Here is an 18,588-nt window from a genome sequence, read left to right as displayed (position 1 = left end):
AAGTCAGTGCCCCGCCATGCTCAAGCCGACGCGGGCAACGGATAAAAACAGAAATACTGCCGCAACGCGCTCACCAACTCCCCATAGTCCGGTGGCGCCCACAACAAGCTGAACCCGGCGTCGAAATGCTGAGGGGTCACGTCTTCATGACACCACAGGCACCTGGCTTTCAGCTTGATGTTTTGCTGCGGCCCTTCGTCGGCGGGAATTTTCAGGTGCAGGTCAAATTCCGCACCGACCATCAACGGCAGAGGGCTGATCAGCATCAGCCCATTGTCAGAAACATTGCCCAAAAAGCCGATAGGCCTGTCGTTGATTCCGTTGAACACTTTGAGGAAATACGGCAACTGATGCCGTTCGATCCGACGCTCTTTGTACATGTCTTGTATCGCTTTTCTAGCGGCCACGTACAGGGCCTACCGATCACTTCGGAACGAACCCAAGCGAGCCCGCTCTCCCCAATCCCGGTGCCAGACGCTATCAACCGTCTTGAGCCTACTTCTGCCGGTCTCAGGTGCTTCTATAAAGTAGAGATCTTGCTCTAACTACGACTTGTACAAATATAGCCCAAGGTGGGATGACAACCAGTCTCATGTATTGATTTTCATAAACATGAGAGGCAGAGGTGGCCAGGATTGCACCTGGCCACCGTAGAGCGGGTCAAGACGATGGGCGGATCGCCGACGCACTGCGGGTCGGGTAATGACCCAGGCTCTGCAAAGTTTCGAGCCGAGCGCGGGCGCGGAACGCGTATTCGCTGTTAGGGTATTGGGTGATGATGAACTGGTAGGTCTGCGCCGCATCGATAAACAGCTTCTGCCGTTCCAGGCACTGGCCGCGCAGCATCGAGACTTCCGGCTGCATGTAGCGGCGGGCGCGACTGGCCCGGTCGACCTTGGACAGTTCGAGCATGACCTGCTCGCAATTGCCACGGTCATAGGCTTTGTAGGCCAGGTTCATGTGGTGGTTCATCGACCAACGGGTGCAGCCCGTGACGCTCAGGGCCAGGGCAACAAAAAGCACGAATCGCATGGGAGGTTCTCCTGTCTTGAGCTCTGTATCGACCTGGGCCAGAAAATCTTCAGCCCGAAAATGGGCCGGGCGCCGCCCCTCTGGCAAGGGGAATGATGAACGGTGGGAACAGGGATGTGAATGAAGGCCCTGTGGGAGCAAGGCTTGCCCGCGATGGCGCACTCAAGATCGTCATCGCGAGCAAGCTGTGCTCCCACAGGTCATTCCATCGCAGTTCTTCCAAGGCGCAAAAATTTTCAGGAATGTTCATTTCGAAAAACAAACGAAAAAGTAGTGCATATGAACAATGACTACACCCAAAGAGCATAGTAGCCTTCGCTGGCGCTTGAACTTGAGGAGTCTTGCATGTCCGTCCGTCGCACCAAAATCGTCGCTACCCTTGGCCCGGCCAGTAATTCGCCGGAAGTTCTCGAACAGCTGATTCTGGCTGGCCTGGACGTTGCCCGTCTGAATTTCTCCCACGGCACTCCCGAAGAGCACAAGGCTCGTGCCAAGCTGGTACGCGACCTCGCCGCCAAGCACGGCCGCTTCGTTGCCCTGCTGGGTGACCTGCAAGGCCCGAAGATCCGCATCGCCAAATTCGCCAACAAGCGCATCGAGCTGAAGATCGGTGACAAATTCACCTTCTCCACCAGCCATCCGTTGACCGAAGGCAACCAGCAAGTGGTCGGCATCGACTACCCGGACCTGGTCAAGGACTGCGGCGTGGGCGACGAACTGCTGCTCGACGACGGTCGCGTGGTGATGCGTGTCGAGACCGCCACCGCCACCGAACTGAACTGCATCGTGACCATCGGCGGCCCGCTGTCGGACCACAAGGGCATCAACCGTCGCGGTGGTGGCCTGACCGCTCCGGCCCTGACCGAGAAAGACAAGGCCGACATCAAGCTGGCCGCGGAAATGGAAGTCGACTACCTCGCCGTGTCCTTCCCCCGTGACGCCGCCGACATGGAATACGCCCGTCAACTGCGCGACGAAGCCGGCGGCACCGCCTGGCTGGTGGCCAAGATCGAACGCGCCGAAGCCGTGGCCGACGACGAAACCCTCGATGGCCTGATCAAGGCGTCCGACGCGGTGATGGTGGCCCGTGGCGACCTCGGCGTGGAAATCGGCGACGCCGAGCTGGTGGGCATCCAGAAGAAAATCATTCTGCACGCACGCCGTCACAACAAAGCGGTGATCGTCGCGACCCAGATGATGGAGTCGATGATCCAGAACCCGATGCCGACCCGCGCCGAAGTGTCCGACGTAGCCAACGCCGTGCTCGACTACACCGACGCCGTGATGCTCTCGGCCGAGAGCGCCGCCGGCCTCTACCCGCTCGAAGCGGTGCAGGCCATGGCGCGTATCTGCATCGGTGCTGAAAAGCACCCGACCAGCAAGACCTCCAGCCACCGCATCGGCAAGACCTTCGAGCGCTGCGACGAGAGCATCGCCCTGGCAACGATGTACACCGCCAACCACTTCCCGGGCGTGAAGGCGATCATCGCCCTGACCGAAAGTGGCTACACGCCGCTGATCATGTCGCGCATCCGTTCCTCGGTGCCGATCTACGCGTTCTCCCCGCACCGTGAAACCCAGGCTCGTGCGTCCATGTTCCGTGGCGTCTACACCGTGCCGTTCGACCCGGCCGCCCTGCAACCGGGCGAAGTCAGCCAGGCGGCGGTGGATGAGCTGGTCAAGCGCGGCGTGGTGCAGACTGGCGACTGGGTCATCCTGACCAAGGGCGACAGCTACCACACCATCGGCGGCACCAACGGGATGAAGATCCTGCACGTTGGCGACCCGATGGTCTGAGTGACCAAGCGCTGAAAAACAAAAGCCCTGCCATGTGAATGGTGGGGCTTTTTGGTTTTTGCCTGCAAAAAATGTGGCGCTTGGACTGGCCCCATCGCGAGCAAGCTCGCTCCCACATTTTGGACTGCGTACACATCTCACCTGTGGGAGCGGGCTTGCTCGCGAAGGCGTCAGCCCATTCAAAATGGAGCAAGCTGACCCACCGATTTCGCGAGCAAGCTTTGCTCCCACATTTTGGACTGCGTACACATCTCACCTGTGGGAGCGGGCTTGCTCGCGAAGGCGTCAGCCCATTCAAAATGGATGCAAGCTGACCCACCGCTTTCGCGAGCAAGCCCGCTCCCACAGGGGTCTTGTGTTGAACACATTATTCATGAACACCACAGATCTACTGTGGGAGCGAGCTTGCTCGCGATAGAGCCGGGCCAGGCACCACAAAACTCAATGCCTGTTGATAAATCCCGACAACGCCTCTAGCGCCTCGGGCGAGCGCAGGCGTTGGGTGAACAGCTTGCCCTCTTCTTCAATCACCTTGCGCAACAGTTCCCGGTCCGGCGCTTTCATCAGTTGCTTGCTGATGCGCACCGCATCAGACGGCAGCGATTCGAAGCGCAACGCCACCTCCCGCGCCTTGGCCAATGCGGTTCAAGCGCACGGTCAGCACGCCGCGTTCACGGTCGAGCAACAGGGTTTCGGTCATGATCGGTCTCGCGTCTGGAAATCAGCGCTCAACCACGGGGCAGGAAGACGTCGGCCAGCAGTTGATTGCGCGGCAAGCCAGCCAGGTACAAACGCTTGGCAAAGGCCTCGACCCGGTCGGGATGGCCGCAGAGTAAGGCTTGGGTTTGCCGGGAAACAAGCCGCAGTTGCGCCAAGGCGGGCGGCGCCTCGGCCGCGGTCAGCAGCTCCACCGAGAGGTTTTCATGCTTGGCCGCTAGCGCCGCCAGGGGTTTGGCCAGGTAATGCCCGGCCGCGTCATGGGCCACGTGAATAAGGCGAATCGCGCCTTGGTGATGCTGGCGCAAAGCTTCGCGCAACAAGCCGAACAGCGGCGCCAGACCCGTGCCGGCGGCGAGCAGCCACAGCGGCCTGGCGTGCCAGTCGGGGTCATAGTGCAAAGCGCCGCCACGCAGTTCGCCCAGGCGGATCGGGTCGCCGGCCTTCATCTGCCGGGCCGCCTCGATGAACTGGCCGGGCTCGCGACAATCGAGGTGGAACTCCAGAAAACGGTCTTCTTCGGGCAAGCTCGCCAGGGAATACGGCCGGGCCACGTCTCCGGCCCACAGCACCAGATGCTGCCCGGCCCGATACCGCAGCGGCCGCTCGGGGGTGACGCGCAAGCGCAGCACCTCACCGCCCAGCCAATCCACAGCCGCCACCTGGGCGCCCTGGCCATCGCGTTGCGGGTCGAAGGTGTGGATCTGCACATCCTCGACCACCTGGCATTGGCAGGCCAGCCGCCACCCCTGGTCGCGCTGTGTCGGGCTCAAGGCGTCGGGCCGGCTGTCACGCACATCGCCCCCCACGCATTGCACCAGGCAGGCGTGGCAGCTCCCGGCGCGGCAACTGTAGGGCACCGCCACGCCAGCGCCGTTCAAGGCGTCCAGCAGGTTGCTGCCGGCCGCCACCGTCCATCGCCGGCCAGCGACTGTCAGTTCAGGCATCGACGTTCTCCCAGGCGGCGGCGCAACGATTGCGGCCGTCTCGCTTGGCACGGTACAGGGCCTGGTCGGCACGCTGCAACGCGTTGTCCAGGTCATCGCCCATGTCCAGCATCGTCATGCCCGCCGACAGGCTGAGGGCGCCGACCTGCAGGCCGATCAACTCGACTTCGGTGAATGCCAGCCGCAGCCGCTCGCAACAGGCCGTCAGACGCTGGGGATCGCAAGCGGGCAACAACATGACGAATTCCTCGCCGCCATAGCGGGCCAGTACATCGCCCTCGCGCAGGCACGCCGTGGCGACTGCGGCAAACGCCTGCAGCACCTGGTCGCCGGCGGCGTGGCCGTGCAGGTCGTTGATGCGTTTGAAATGGTCGAGGTCGATCAAGGCCAGGCCATGGGCGACGCCGGGCCTGAGGGTGTTGAGTTCGCGCGAAGCCAGGCGCAGGAAGTGCCGGCGATTGAACAGCCCGGTCAATTCATCAGTGGCCACCAAGTCTTCGAGCTGGCGCATCATGCCGCGCAAGGTGTCCTGGTGCGCCTGCAAGGCAAATCGCCGCTGACGCATGCGCTGGCGTGAGGTCTGGACGTAGCGGGCGTAAAACACCAGCCACACCAGCACGAGAAACAGCACGGCCACCTGCAACCCGGCCAGGGTGGGATCGGGAAGCCTGAAGAAGTAACCGTCCCAGAGGGTAATCGCGGTGAAGCTGATGAACACCAGTGACGCGCAGCGCACAAAGGCCCGGCGTGACAGGTGGAACAGCCCGAACAGCAGGATCAGCACATAGAACACCAGGAACACGCCCCGGGCCTGGTCCAGGTGCGCCATCATCCAGGTCTGCCAGCCCAGGCCGATCAACACCTGGACTTCGGTGAGGCTGGGGTCGGCGAAACGCAGGTTGCGGTCGGTGATAAACAGCGCGAACAACCCGGCCTGGCACAGCACGACCAACACGCTGCCGATGATGGCACCGCGCAACGAATCCAGGTAATGCCCACTGAAAAATGCCAGCCACAACAAAACCAGTGCCAGCGCGTACGTCGCGGCCGCCAAAGCGAAGCGTTTCAGCAAAAGACGTTGAATGGCGTTATGGGTCAATCGTTGACTCACCATGGGAAAGGAAACTGACAGGAGGCGTCCTACGCTACAGGCCAGACGCCACTTTAGTGGCGTGTAGGACAAATGACCATTCAATTCTGGAGCAGAAAAATGGCGTCAAAGCAATGGCCCAGATTGACGCAGTTGTTTGATGCTGGCAGGTGACCCTGTGGCGAGGGGATTTATCCCCGCTGGGCTGCGAAGCAGCCCTGAAAGTCAGTCAACTCGGTGTGTCAGGGTGTTCGCCTTCAGTCATTTTGGGGCTGCTTCGCAGCCCAGCGGGGATAAATCCCCTCGCCACAAAGGCAGCTCGCTCCCACAGGGGGCTAGCCTGCGATATACTGCCGCGCCTTTTTAGCGTCGCGCCAGCATGCCCGGCGTGCCTTATAGAGGTGCCGCCCGTCGACCGATGCACCCAAGCGGCCGGCACCTTATTGAATGTTCCCGTCTTTAGAGAGGAGCGCGACTCATGACCGTGATCAAGCAAGATGACCTGATACAGAGCGTTGCCGACGCCCTGCAGTTCATTTCCTACTACCACCCCGTGGATTTCATCCAGGCGATGCACGAAGCCTACCTGCGCGAAGAATCGCCGGCGGCCCGTGACTCCATGGCGCAGATCCTGATCAACTCGCGCATGTGCGCCACCGGCCATCGGCCGATCTGCCAGGACACCGGCATCGTGACCGTGTTCGTGCGCGTGGGCATGGACGTGCGTTGGGATGGCGCGACCATGGGCCTGGACGACATGATCAACGAGGGCGTGCGTCGCGCCTACAACCTGCCGGAAAACGTCCTGCGTGCCTCCATCCTCGCCGACCCGGCAGGCGCACGTAAAAACACCAAGGACAACACCCCGGCGGTCATCCACTACTCCATCGTCCCGGGCAACACCGTGGAAGTGGACGTGGCGGCCAAGGGCGGCGGCTCCGAGAACAAGTCGAAGATGGCCATGCTCAACCCGTCCGATTCCATCGTCGACTGGGTGCTGAAAACCGTTCCGACCATGGGCGCCGGCTGGTGCCCACCGGGCATGCTCGGCATCGGCATCGGCGGCACCGCCGAGAAAGCCGCGGTGATGGCCAAGGAAGTCTTGATGGAGTCCATCGACATCCACGAACTCAAGGCCCGCGGCCCGCAGAACCGTATCGAAGAGATGCGCCTGGAGCTGTTCGAGAAGGTCAACCAACTGGGCATCGGCGCCCAGGGCCTGGGTGGCCTGACCACCGTGCTCGACGTGAAGATCATGGACTACCCGACCCACGCCGCCTCCCTGCCGGTGTGCATGATCCCCAACTGCGCCGCCACCCGTCACGCCCACTTCGTGCTGGACGGCACGGGCCCGGCGTCGCTGGAAGCGCCACCGTTGGACGCCTACCCGGAAATCGTCTGGGAAGCCGGCCCGTCGGCCCGTCGCGTCAACCTCGACACTCTGACGCCGGAAGACGTGCAGAGCTGGAAGCCGGGCGAAACCGTGTTGCTCAACGGCAAGATGCTCACCGGCCGCGACGCGGCGCACAAGCGCATGGTCGAGATGCTGAACAAGGGTGAAACCTTGCCAGTGGACCTCAAGGGCCGCTTCATCTATTACGTCGGCCCGGTCGATCCGGTAGGCGACGAAGTCGTCGGCCCTGCTGGTCCCACCACCGCCACGCGGATGGACAAGTTCACCCGCCAGATCCTCGAGCAGACCGGCCTGTTGGGCATGATCGGCAAATCCGAGCGCGGCCCGACCGCCATCGAAGCGATCAAGGACAACAAGGCTGTCTATCTGATGGCCGTCGGCGGTGCTGCTTACCTGGTGGCTCAGGCGATCAAGAAATCCAAAGTCCTGGCGTTCGCCGAACTAGGGATGGAAGCGATCTACGAGTTCGAGGTCAAGGACATGCCGGTGACTGTCGCCGTGGACAGCAAGGGCGAGTCGGTGCACATCACGGGTCCTGCCATCTGGCAGAAGAAGATCAGCGACAGCCTGGCGGTCGAAGTGCAGTAACAGGCATTTTGGCGCAGTGAAAAAGGCCGGTGGGGCGACAAGTCCACCGGCCTTTTTTGTGCGCACAGAAACCAGCCACAACGGTTTGTATCCAGCATTCAAGTAAAACTGACCCGCCGCTATCGCGAGCAAGCTCGCTCCCACAGGGGATAAGCGGTGAATTGAGGTGCTGTGGTCACCTGGGTCCCAGTGTGGGAGCGAGCTTGCTCGCGATGGCGGTGGGTCAGCCGACATCAATGTTGAATGTGCCGGCGTCTTCGCGAGCAAGCCGCTCCCACAGGGGATAAGCGGTGAATTGAGGTGCTGTGGTCACCTGGGTCCCAGTGTGGAAGCGAGCTTGCTCGCGATGGCGGTGGGTCAACCGACATCGATGTTGGATGTGCCGACGTCTTCGCGAGCAAGCCCGCTCCCACACTGGTCATGGGCAGGCTCAAGTACATGATCGCTCAAAGCAACCGCCATGCTATCGTGCCCGCCCGACTTTCCACTGGTTTACGCCAGCATGCTGCCGACCACCCGTACCTTGCGTCTGTCGTTGTACACCTTGCTGATCCTCACCGGCGCGGCGGTTGCCGCCACCCTCGCCGTGCGCCACGCCGAACGCGTGGCCTTGGAAGAGGACGCCAGCCGGGCCAGCCAACAGTTGGCGCTGTACGCCAACTCGTTGCACACCCTGATCGAACGCTACCGTGCCCTGCCCGCTGTGCTGGCGCTGGATCCGGAGTTGCGCTCGGCCCTCAAGGGGTCGGTCAGTGCGACGCAGCAGGACGCGTTGAACCGCAAGCTCGAACAGATCAATGGCGCCGCCCAGTCATCCACCCTGGAATTGCTCGACCACACAGGCCTGGCCGTCGCGGCTAGCAACTGGCGCCTGCCCAGCAGCTATGTCGGGCACAACTATGGTTTCCGTCCCTATTTCCTCCAGACCCGCACCCAGGGCACCGGGCGGTTTTATGCGGTGGGCGTGACCAGCGGCATCCCGGGGTATTTCCTCTCCAGCGCCGTGACCGGCGACAACGGCGAGTTCCTTGGCGCGATGGTGGTGAAGCTGGAGTTTCCGGAGCTGGAACGCGAATGGCGCCAGGGCAGCGACACCCTGCTGGTCAGCGATGCCCGGGGCATCATCTTCATCGCCAATCGCCCAGGCTGGCGTTATCGCCACTTGCAGCCGCTGACCGACAGCGACCGTGCCGAACTCAAGGCCACCCGCCAATACGACAAACAACCGTTGCAACCCCTGGCCTATGAACCGCTGCGACGCTTCGATGACAATAGCCATTTGGCCCGGGTCGAGGCCCCCGATGGCTCGGCGGACTACCTGTGGGAATCCTTGCCGTTGAGCGCCGAAGGCTGGACCCTGCACTTGCTGCGTCGCCCACAGATCGCCTTCGAGGACCTGCGCAACGCCGGGCTTGCCGCCGCCGGGTTGTGGCTGACGCTGGTGTTCCTGTTGCTGTTTCTCAACCAACGCTGGCGCCTGGCAAGGTTGCGCCAGCGCAGCCGCGAAGAGCTGGAACGGCTGGTGGAGGAGCGCACCCGGGATCTGCGCACCGCCCAGGACGGCCTGGTGCAATCGGCCAAGCTGGCGGCGTTGGGGCAGATGTCGGCGGCCCTGGCCCATGAAATCAACCAACCCTTGACCGCCCAGCGCATGCAATTGGCAACCCTGCGCTTGCTGCTGGATCACGGTCGGGTCGATGACGCCTACAAGGCCCTCAAGCCGGTGGACGACATGCTGACCCGCATGGCCGCCCTCACCGGCCACTTGAAGACGTTCGCCCGCAAAAGCCCCAGCGGCCTGCGCGAACGCCTGGACCTGGCGGCGGTGGTGGACCAGGCCCTGCAACTGCTGGACACGCGCCTGCGCGACGAACAGGTCAGCACCGTGTTGCACCTGACCCGTCCGGCGTGGGTGCGCGGCGATGCGATCCGCCTCGAACAAGTGTTGATCAACCTGTTGCGCAACGCCCTCGACGCCATGGCCGACCAACCCATCAAGCGCCTGGAAGTACGCCTGGAAGCCGATGAGCAATTGTGGCGCCTGAGCGTCAGCGACAGCGGCACCGGGATCGCCGAGGAACACCTGGCCCAGGTGTTCGATCCGTTTTTCACCACCAAGGCCGTGGGCGATGGCCTGGGCCTGGGGCTGGCGGTTTCGTTTGCAATCATCCATGAGTCCGGCGGGCGCCTGAGCGCGGACAACCACGAGCACGGCGCGGTATTCTGCGTGACCTTGCCCATCGATCAGGAGGCGCAACTGCATGCTTGATTCAGTCATGGTCGTGGATGACGAAGGCAGCATTCGCAGTGCCGTCGAGCAATGGTTGAGCCTGTCGGGGTTCCAGGTGCAACTGTTCAGCCGCGCCGACGAATGCCTGGCCCGGTTGCCGGAGCATTTCCCCGGAGTAATCCTCAGCGACGTGCGCATGCCCGGCCTCAGCGGCCTGGAGCTGCTGGCCGAAGTGCGCCGCCGCGATCCGGACCTGCCGGTGATCCTGTTGACCGGCCACGGTGACGTGCCCATGGCCGTGGAGGCCATGCGCGACGGCGCCTACGACTTCCTGGAAAAACCCTTCAGCCCCGAAGCCCTGCTCGGCAGCCTGCGTCGGGCCCTGGACAAGCGCACCCTGGTCCTGGAAAACCGCCGCCTGCATGAACAGGCCGACGCCCGGGCTCGGCTCGATGGCACGCTGCTGGGGGTGTCCCGTGCCCTGCAAAACCTGCGGCGCCAGGTGCTGGACCTGGCGGCACTGCCGGTCAACGTCTTGATCCGCGGCGAGACCGGCAGCGGCAAGGAACTCGTCGCCCGCTGCCTGCACGACTTCGGCCCGCGGGCGAGCAAACCTTTCGTCGCGTTGAACTGCGCAGCCATTCCCGAACCGCTGTTCGAGGCGGAGCTGTTCGGCCACGAAAGCGGCGCCTTCACCGGTGCCCAAGGCAAGCGCATCGGCAAACTCGAATACGCCGACGGCGGTACGCTGTTTCTCGACGAAATCGAAAGTATGCCCCTGGCCCAGCAGGTCAAGTTGCTACGGGTGTTGCAGGAGAAGAAACTCGAACGCCTGGGTTCCAACCAGAGCATCCAGGTGGACCTGCGCATCATCGCCGCCACCAAGCCCGACCTGCTGGACGAAGCCCGGGCCGGACGCTTTCGCGAAGACCTGGCCTATCGCTTGAACATCGCCGAGCTCCGCCTGCCGCCGCTGCGCGAACGGCGCGAGGACATTCCCCTGCTGTTCGAACACTTCACCCATCACGCCGCCGAACGCCTGGGCCGCCCCGCTGCGCCCCTGAGCGGTCCGCAGTTGAGCCATCTGCTCAGCCACGACTGGCCGGGGAACGTGCGGGAACTGGCCAACGTCGCCGAGCGCCAGGTGTTGGGGCTGGATCAACTGCCCGTCCTGGAGACGGAGCCGGGCCAGTCCCTCGCGGCCCAGCAGGAAGCCTTCGAAGCCCAGTGCCTGCGCGCCGCCCTGACTCGGCACAAAGGCGATGTGAAAGCCGTGCTAGAAGAACTGCAACTGCCACGCCGCACCTTCAATGAAAAGATGCAGCGACATGGCTTGAATCGGGAGATGTTTTTGTAGGGCCCGCTGAATTTGCTGTGTCTGTACCGGCCTCATCGCGAGCAAGCTCGCTCCCACAGGGTGATGTGTACGCCGGACGAATGTGGGAGCGGGCTTGCTCGCGAAGGCGTCGAGTCAGTCAGTATTGAATGGGCTGACACACCGCTTTCGCGAGCAAGCCCGCTCCCACAGGGTGATGTGTACGCCGGACAAATGTGGGAGCGAGCTTGCTCGCGATAGGGCCGCCACAGACGAAGAATCTCTCCCCGCATAAGCGGATTACCGCCCACACACCCAGCCACAATGAGCGGATTTCCGCTCACGCAACGCCCCGCCCCCCTCTAAACCGGCCCTCCGCCACCTGGCACAGCTCCTGCTATAGCCCTGTCAGGCTGCGTTCCCACGCGCTCCACAAAAACAATTAAACGAAGGATCCTTCAATGGACAACTCCAACGCCCTGCCCATTGGGTCGGCTGCCGTGCCCGCCCGTGAAAGAACCACCGCCAGCCGGATCAAATCGATCTTCAGCGGCTCGGTCGGCAACATGGTCGAGTGGTATGACTGGTACGTCTACGCCGCATTCTCGTTGTACTTCGCCAAAGTCTTCTTCCCCAAGGGCGACACCACCGCCCAATTGCTCAACACTGCAGCGATCTTCGCCGTGGGCTTCCTGATGCGCCCGATCGGCGGCTGGTTGATGGGCCTGTACGCTGACCGCGCCGGTCGCAAACGTGCGTTGATGGCCTCGGTGTACCTGATGTGCTTCGGCTCGCTGATCATCGCCTTGAGCCCGAGCTACGAAACCATCGGCGTCGGCGCGCCGATCCTGCTGGTGTTTGCCCGCCTGCTCCAAGGTCTGTCGGTGGGTGGCGAGTACGGCACCTCGGCGACCTACCTGAGCGAGATGGCGACCAAGGAACGTCGCGGCTTCTTCTCCAGCTTCCAGTACGTGACCCTGATCTCCGGCCAGCTCATCGCCCTGGGCGTGCTGATCGTGCTGCAACAATTCCTCACCACCGAACAGCTGTATGCCTGGGGCTGGCGCATCCCGTTCGCCATCGGCGCGCTGTGTGCGGTCGTGGCGTTGTACCTGCGTCGCGGCATGGAGGAAACCGAGTCGTTCACCAAGAAGGAAAAAGCCAAGGAAAGCGCGATGCGCACCTTGATGCGCCATCCAAAAGAGCTGATGACTGTGGTCGGCCTGACCATGGGCGGCACCCTGGCCTTCTACACCTACACCACCTACATGCAGAAATACCTGGTGAACACCGTCGGCATGAGCATTTCCGACTCCACCACCATTTCCGCCGCCACGCTGTTCCTGTTCATGTGCCTGCAGCCGGTGATCGGTGGGCTGTCGGACAAGATCGGTCGCCGGCCGATCCTGATCGCCTTCGGCATCCTCGGCACCCTGTTCACCGTGCCGATCCTCACCACCTTGCACACCATCCAGACCTGGTGGGGCGCGTTCTTCCTGATCATGGCGGCACTGATCATCGTCAGCGGCTACACCTCGATCAACGCCGTGGTGAAAGCCGAGTTGTTCCCTACCGAAATCCGCGCCCTGGGCGTCGGCCTGCCGTACGCACTGACTGTGTCGATCTTCGGCGGCACCGCTGAATACATCGCCCTGTGGTTCAAGAGCATTGGCATGGAAACTGGCTACTACTGGTACGTGACGGCCTGCATCGCCGTGTCGCTGCTGGTGTACATCACCATGAAAGACACCCGCAAGCATTCGCGGATCCTGACCGACTGACCTCCAAGGTCGTACAAACAAAAGGGGCGAACCTGACAGGTTCGCCCCTTTTTTTCGTTCCATGTCTAAAGATTTATCCGACATTAATCTCTGGTTAATGCCTCCCCTCCATCCTCATCCTCAACAGAACGCCATTCGATATGCCGGTAAGGGATCTCATTGACCGTTCTACGGCAACTGACAACATATCGATTAAATAGATTTGTTTTAGCCATTTTTTGCGCTTTTTAATCAAATTAACGAGCGTAATATGAACTCCACACCCAAGGCGCTAACGCCAAAACATTCTGGAGCACGACCATGAAAACCAAACTGATCATCGCCCTGACCCTGTCCGTACTGGCCGCCAATACTTTTGCTGCCGATGGTTTCGACCGCACCAGCTCGGCCATCGCCGCTGATGGTTACGACCGTACTGGCGCTGCCACCCTCGCCGCCGATGGCTTCGATCGCACTAACGGCGCAATCGCTGAAGATGGCTTCGACCGCACCAACGGCGCTACCGTCGCTGAAGATGGTTTCGACCGCACCAACGGTGCCCTCGCTGCCGACGGTTTCGACCGCACTAACGGTGCCCTCGCTGCCGACGGTTTCGACCGCACCAACGGCGCCCTCGCTGCCGACGGTTTCGACCGCACCAACGGTGCCCTCGCTGCCGACGGTTTCGACCGAACCAACGGCGCCCTCGCTGCCGACGGTTTCGACCGCACCAACGGTGCCCTCGCTGCCGACGGTTTCGACCGCACTAACGGTGCCCTTGCTGAAGATGGCTTCGACCGCACCAACACTGCTGCCATCAGCTAATCCGATCACCACACCCTCACAGCCCGGCTTCGGCCGGGCTTAGTTGTTTTTGGGGTAAGTGAAACCCCCATGGCTATAACAGCGGAGCACGACTTGTCTGGTTTCAGAGATCCAATGTGGGAGCGAGCTTGCTCGCGATAGCGGTGTTTCAGTCGACAACGATGCTGACTGACCCACCGCTATCGCGAGCAAGCTCGCTCCCACAGGGTTCCAAGGGTGCTGACAAAAACAGTGGGGCCCTGCACTATCTTCAAATCCCTTTAAACTCCCTCGCAGGATCCTCTCCAGCCATGCCCGAAGATATCCACTTCTACGAACCCGCCAATGGCCACGGCCTGCCCCACGATCCATTCAACGCCATCGTCGGCCCGCGCCCCATCGGCTGGATTTCGTCCCAGGATGGCGAAGGCCGCTTGAACCTGGCGCCCTATAGCTTCTTCAACGCCTTCAATTACATTCCACCGATCATTGGATTCTCCAGCGTCGGGCGCAAAGACAGCCTGAACAACATCGAACAGACCGGTGAATTCGCCTGGAACCTGGCCACCCGCCCGCTCGCCGAACAGATGAACCAGAGCTGCGCGATGGTCGCGCCAGAGGTCAACGAGTTCGAACTGGCGGGTTTGACGACCGCCCCGTCACGGGTGATCCAGGTGCCGCGTGTGGCCGAAAGCCCGGTGTCCTTCGAATGCAAGGTCACGCAGATCATTCAATTGCAGCGGGCGGACAAAGGGCTGGTGCCGAGCTGGCTGATCCTCGGCGAAGTGGTCGCCGTGCATATCGCCCAGTGGCTGTTGAAGGATGGGGTGTACGACACCGCCGCCGCCGAGCCGATCTTACGCGGGGGTGGGCCGGCGGATTATTTCCAGCTGGGGCCTGAGGCGTTGTTCAAGATGCATCGTCCAAAGTAGGAGCAACGCGATCCCCTGTGGCGAGGGGATTTATCCCCGTTGGGCTGCGAAGCGGCCCCCCAAACAGTCACCTCAATCTATCTGAGCTACCGAGTTGGCAGGTTTTAGGGCTGCTTCGCAGCCCAGCGGGGATAAATCCCCTCGCCACAAAAGCAATCCCTTCTATGCTGGTTTACCAGACCAACCTGCCCTCGTCGTCGACCCCCTTTAGACGGGTCAACCGCATGGCAGCCGCAGCGTCGGCCTCGGCAGCAGTCTTGAAGGTCTGCTTTTCAAGCACCTTGTTGAAGCGCGGCGCACCTGAGCCGCCGATGGCCTTGGTGGCAATGGCGGCATGGTAGCCGCCTTCCGTGGGAACAACAGCAGAAACAGCTTCAAAGGTTTCAAAGGCTTTACGTGCCATGTCTTGTGCATCCCGGCGGTGGAAAATGACGGTCATTAAACCTTCAACCGGCCAGTTTGTGTACCTGCGCCCGGCACCCTTCGGTCGCCTGGGCGGCGGAGACTTCCCGGAAGGTGTGGAAATCCAGGCTGCTCACCACCAGGTCCTGCACCAGCTCGGCGAAAATCGCCATGGCCGGTGAATTGAAGTAGGCGTCCATCGACGGCTGGTTGACCCAGAGCCCGGACACCAGCCACAAATCAGCGTCGCATTGCGATTGCTGCAAGGCAAAGTGCAGGCAACCGGGTGCCTGGCGCGAAGGCGCGATCAGCGTGCTCAGGCGTGCCCCCAGTTGCTTGGAGCACCCGCCGCGGGCCCGGACGAAAGCCATGTGGCTGACGGGGATCTGTGTAGTCATGTTCAACCCTCCCAGGTAATCCGTTGTGCAGCCGGGGACAGGCTGCGACAGGATCAAAGGTTAAGCGCCACGCCGCCAGCTTCGTTAGTCGATTCCTGCCGACCCATTGCACAATCCTGCGCACCCGCCGCACAGAATCCGCCACCGATCCCGTTGCAACTCGAGAAGTTGAAACAAAAGGTTTCAAGCAAGTTTCGCCAGCGTTGCACCGTCATGGCCCATTGCGCCGTGCAGGATCAGGCAAGCTTTCAACAGGATGTTGCTACCGCTGCGCCTTGCACAAACATAAGCTTTGCTCATCGCTCCCTATCGCCTGAGGATCCCGGCATGTCGCCACTCGATCACGCCCACGTCCCGCTGGACACGTACCTGGAACAACAGCGCGCCGAACTCGCGTCGATCATCGACCGCAACACCAGCGAAGACGGCAGCTACGCCACGGCCATCGGCTCGCTGCACCTGTCGCGGCACAGCCAGCCGCACAGATTCGCCCCGGTGCTGGCGCAACCGGCGCTGTGCATCATGGCCCAGGGCAGCAAGCAGGTGTGCCTGGCGGACGAGTCGTTCCAATACGACCCGCTCCATTACCTGGTGGTCTCGGTCTCGATGCCGCTCAGTGGCTGCATCACCGACGTTTCGGCCGGCCAGCCGGTCCTGGCCCTGCGCCTGGACATCGACCCGACGGAAATCACCGCGTTGATCGCCGATGCCGGCCCCTTGGGCGTGCCGACCCGCCCCGCCGGGCGCGGGCTGTATATCGAGCGCCTGGACACGCCGATGCTCGACGCGGTACTGCGTCTGGCACGGCTGCTGGACACGCCGAAAGACATCGCCATGCTCGCGCCTCTGGTGCGCCGGGAAATCCTCTATCGCCTGCTGCGCAGTCCGCAAGGCTATCGGCTGTATGAAATCGCCATCGCCAACAGTCAGAGCCATCGCATCAGCCAGGCGATCAAATGGCTCAACGGCCATTTCGAACAGCCGCTGCGTATCGATGACCTGGCCCGGGAGGTGAACCTCAGCGTCTCGACCCTGCATCACCGCTTCAAGGCCATGACCGCCATGAGCCCGTTGCAATACCAGAAGCAACTGCGCCTGCAGGAAGCCCGCCGGCTGATGTTGGCCGAGGGGCTGGAAGCCTCGGCGGCGGGGTATCGGGTGGGTTATGAAAGCCCTTCGCAGTTCAGCCGCGAGTACAGCCGGTTGTTCGGTGCGCCGCCGTTGCGGGATCTGGCGCGGTTGCGGATGACCGTTTGAGCTGGGTTTTGTGTTGGCTGGGCCGGCCTCATCGCGAGCAAGCTCGCTCCCACATTGGGTCTGTTGTGAACAAAGAATCTGTGTTCACTGAAGATCCCCTGTGGGAGCGAGCTTGCTCGCGATGGGGCCAATAAAAACACCTCAACACTTCGCTGTCCAAACACCCTGGTCAATCTCAATCAATGTCGGCCCCTGCCGCTCACGGGCCGCCAGCAACGCAGCTCGCAGTGAAGGCACATCCTCGATGGCTTGGGCAAAGCAGCCCAAGGCCTTGGCGACACCGATGAAATCCGGGGTGTAGATGTCCACGCCTACCGGTTCGATGGCGCGGTTGAGCATGTATTTCTTGATCTCTTCGTAGCCCTGGTTATTCCACAGCAGCACGATCACTGGCGTGCGCGCTTCCACGGCGCTGGCCAGTTCCGGCAAGGTGAACTGCAACCCGCCGTCGCCGATCAGGCACACCACCGCGGGGCGGCAGTGACCCAGGTCCTTGCCGCCGAGCCAGGCGCCGATGGCCGCCGGCAACGCGTAGCCGAGGGTGCCGTAGCCGGTGGAGGCATTGAACCAGCGGCGCGGCTGATCCGGGTTGAAGGTCAGGTTGCCGGTGTACACCGGTTGCGTGGAATCACCAACAAACACCGCCTCCGGTAACGCCTGCAAGACCGTGTCGAGAAACAAGGTCTGGGCCCGGGTCGCGGCGTCCCAACTGCCTTGAAGCTCCGCGCGCAACCGAGCGGCACGCGCCGGCCCCCAATCGGCGTGACGCTCGGCCAAGGGGTGCCGGTCCAATTCATCGAGCAAAGCCCGGGCGGCGACACGGGCGTCGGCCACCAGGGCCAAGTGCGGCGGGTAATTGCGCACGGTCTGGTCCGGGTCGATGTCGATACGCAGCAGCGCACCGGGAATCTCGAAGCCACCGGCAAAGGTAATGTCGTAATCGGTCTCGGCCAGTTCGGTGCCGATGGCCAGCACCACATCCGCCTCGGCCACCAACGCACGGGTGGCGACCAGGCTCTGGGTGGAGCCGATCAGCAACGGATGGCGCGCAGGCAGCAGGCCTTTGGCATTGATGGTCAACGCCACGGGCGCGCCGAGGCGTTCGGCCAGTTCGGTTAATTCAGCCGCTGCGTCGAGGGCCCCGCCACCGGCCAGGATCAAAGGCCGTCGAGCCGTCGCCAGCAGGTCGACCATTTGTTTGACCGCACCTGGTGCGGCACCGGCGCGGCTGATGTGCACCGGCACGCTGGCGAGCAAGGCATCGGCGTCTTCGACCAAAACATCCAACGGGATTTCAATGTGCACCGGTCGCGGGCGCCCGGCCTGGAACACCGCGAACGCCCGGGCCAGCACGCCGGGCAACTCGGCGGCGGACATCAGCGTGTGGGAAAACGCCGCGACACCGCCCACCAGCGCGCTCTGGTTCGGCAGTTCATGCAGCTTGCCGCGCCCACCGCCCAACTGGCTGCGCGACTGTACGCTGGAGATCACCAGCATCGGGATCGAATCGGCGTAGGCCTGGCCCATGGCGGTGGCGATGTTGGTCATGCCGGGGCCGGTGATGATGAAACACACGCCGGGTTTGCCGCTGACCCGGGCGTAGCCGTCGGCCATGAAGCCTGCGCCCTGCTCATGACGCGGCGTCACATGGCGGATGCTGGAACGGGCCAGTCCACGGTACAGCTCGACGGTATGCACGCCGGGAATGCCGAACACCTGCTCCACACCATAACCTTCGAGTAACTTGACCAATACTTCGCCGCACGTCGCCATTGCCATCGCCTTTTTTCTTGTCTTGGACAGAGCCCTGCGGGGCCCTTTTTGTCCTTGGAATGGCGTTATTGGAACGGGCGAGGCGTGGCGACAACAATGGATAAAAAGTCATACTAGCCATGTCCTCACGTC

15 protein-coding genes and 1 pseudogene are annotated in these 18,588 nt (G+C 62.3%); 8 read left to right on the top strand and 8 right to left on the bottom strand.

Going from position 1 to position 18,588, the window contains the following annotated elements:
- Nucleotides 1–20 precede the first annotated feature (20 nt).
- On the bottom strand, nt 21–380 hold the full coding sequence (locus AB4N80_RS11625) for a PilZ domain-containing protein (RefSeq protein ID WP_122567102.1): 360 nt from the start codon (nt 378–380) through the stop codon (nt 21–23).
- A gap of 280 nt (nt 381–660) precedes the next feature.
- Entirely contained in the window at nt 661–1,032 is a 372-nt protein-coding gene (locus AB4N80_RS11620; RefSeq protein ID WP_122567103.1) for a tetratricopeptide repeat protein, read from the bottom strand.
- 345 nt (nt 1,033–1,377) lie between these two features.
- On the opposite strand from AB4N80_RS11620, the gene pyk reads away from it, so the two are divergent.
- Nucleotides 1,378–2,829 carry a pyruvate kinase gene (gene pyk, locus AB4N80_RS11615; RefSeq protein ID WP_122567104.1) on the top strand — a complete coding sequence of 484 codons (1,452 nt, stop codon included), beginning with the start codon at nt 1,378–1,380 and terminating at the stop codon, nt 2,827–2,829.
- A 441-nt stretch (nt 2,830–3,270) separates the two neighbouring features.
- On the opposite strand, the pseudogene AB4N80_RS11610 reads toward pyk, so the two are convergent.
- The 3 genes and pseudogenes from AB4N80_RS11610 to AB4N80_RS11600 all read right to left on the bottom strand — a co-directional run.
- Nucleotides 3,271–3,471 (bottom strand): annotated as a pseudogene (locus AB4N80_RS11610) (enoyl-CoA hydratase); the annotation flags it as partial.
- An 86-nt stretch (nt 3,472–3,557) separates the two neighbouring features.
- The gene (locus tag AB4N80_RS11605) at nt 3,558–4,493 is read right to left on the bottom strand and encodes an iron-sulfur-binding ferredoxin reductase (protein ID WP_122567106.1); all 936 of its coding nucleotides are present in this window, start codon (nt 4,491–4,493) and stop codon (nt 3,558–3,560) included.
- On the bottom strand, nt 4,486–5,592 hold the full coding sequence (locus tag AB4N80_RS11600) for a GGDEF domain-containing protein (protein ID WP_122567187.1): 1,107 nt from the start codon (nt 5,590–5,592) through the stop codon (nt 4,486–4,488). The genes AB4N80_RS11605 and AB4N80_RS11600 overlap by 8 nt, the downstream gene beginning before the upstream one ends.
- A gap of 469 nt (nt 5,593–6,061) precedes the next feature.
- On the opposite strand from AB4N80_RS11600, the gene AB4N80_RS11595 reads away from it, so the two are divergent.
- From AB4N80_RS11595 to AB4N80_RS11570, 6 genes are all read left to right on the top strand, one after another.
- Entirely contained in the window at nt 6,062–7,585 is a 1,524-nt protein-coding gene (locus AB4N80_RS11595; RefSeq protein WP_003178511.1) for a fumarate hydratase, read from the top strand.
- Nucleotides 7,586–8,087: 502 nt separating this feature from the next.
- Nucleotides 8,088–9,854, top strand: coding sequence for a sensor histidine kinase (locus tag AB4N80_RS11590; protein ID WP_305468272.1), 1,767 nt, complete (start codon nt 8,088–8,090; stop codon nt 9,852–9,854).
- A complete protein-coding gene (locus AB4N80_RS11585; RefSeq protein ID WP_305482246.1) occupies nt 9,847–11,172 on the top strand; it encodes a sigma-54-dependent transcriptional regulator in 1,326 nt (441 codons plus the stop codon). Before AB4N80_RS11590 ends, AB4N80_RS11585 begins: the two co-directional genes overlap by 8 nt.
- 419 nt (nt 11,173–11,591) lie before the next feature.
- Nucleotides 11,592–12,911 (top strand): MFS transporter, encoded by a 1,320-nt coding sequence (locus AB4N80_RS11580; protein ID WP_122567109.1) that lies wholly within the window; start codon nt 11,592–11,594, stop codon nt 12,909–12,911.
- Between the two features lie 300 nt (nt 12,912–13,211).
- Nucleotides 13,212–13,715: a heme utilization protein gene (locus AB4N80_RS11575; RefSeq protein WP_122567110.1), complete on the top strand. Its 504-nt coding sequence runs from the start codon at nt 13,212–13,214 to the stop codon at nt 13,713–13,715.
- Between the two features lie 290 nt (nt 13,716–14,005).
- A complete protein-coding gene (locus tag AB4N80_RS11570; protein WP_122567111.1) occupies nt 14,006–14,626 on the top strand; it encodes a flavin reductase family protein in 621 nt (206 codons plus the stop codon).
- A gap of 172 nt (nt 14,627–14,798) precedes the next feature.
- On the opposite strand, the gene AB4N80_RS11565 is transcribed toward AB4N80_RS11570, so the two are convergent.
- Both AB4N80_RS11565 and AB4N80_RS11560 read right to left on the bottom strand, forming a co-directional pair.
- Nucleotides 14,799–15,029, bottom strand: a complete 231-nt coding sequence (locus AB4N80_RS11565; protein WP_305471269.1) for a hypothetical protein — start codon at nt 15,027–15,029, stop codon at nt 14,799–14,801.
- Nucleotides 15,030–15,072: 43 nt separating this feature from the next.
- A complete protein-coding gene (locus AB4N80_RS11560; RefSeq protein WP_122567112.1) occupies nt 15,073–15,426 on the bottom strand; it encodes a putative quinol monooxygenase in 354 nt (117 codons plus the stop codon).
- Nucleotides 15,427–15,753: 327 nt separating this feature from the next.
- On the opposite strand from AB4N80_RS11560, the gene AB4N80_RS11555 reads away from it, so the two are divergent.
- Entirely contained in the window at nt 15,754–16,683 is a 930-nt protein-coding gene (locus AB4N80_RS11555; RefSeq protein ID WP_305468277.1) for an AraC family transcriptional regulator, read from the top strand.
- Between the two features lie 141 nt (nt 16,684–16,824).
- Here AB4N80_RS11555 and AB4N80_RS11550 read toward each other — a convergent pair whose 3' ends face one another.
- Nucleotides 16,825–18,456, bottom strand: coding sequence for a 5-guanidino-2-oxopentanoate decarboxylase (locus AB4N80_RS11550; RefSeq protein ID WP_460083062.1), 1,632 nt, complete (start codon nt 18,454–18,456; stop codon nt 16,825–16,827).
- Nucleotides 18,457–18,588 lie beyond the last annotated feature (132 nt).

Source organism: Pseudomonas sp. H3_A02 (assembly GCF_054671965.1).
This window is presented reverse-complemented; position numbering and strand designations above follow the sequence as displayed.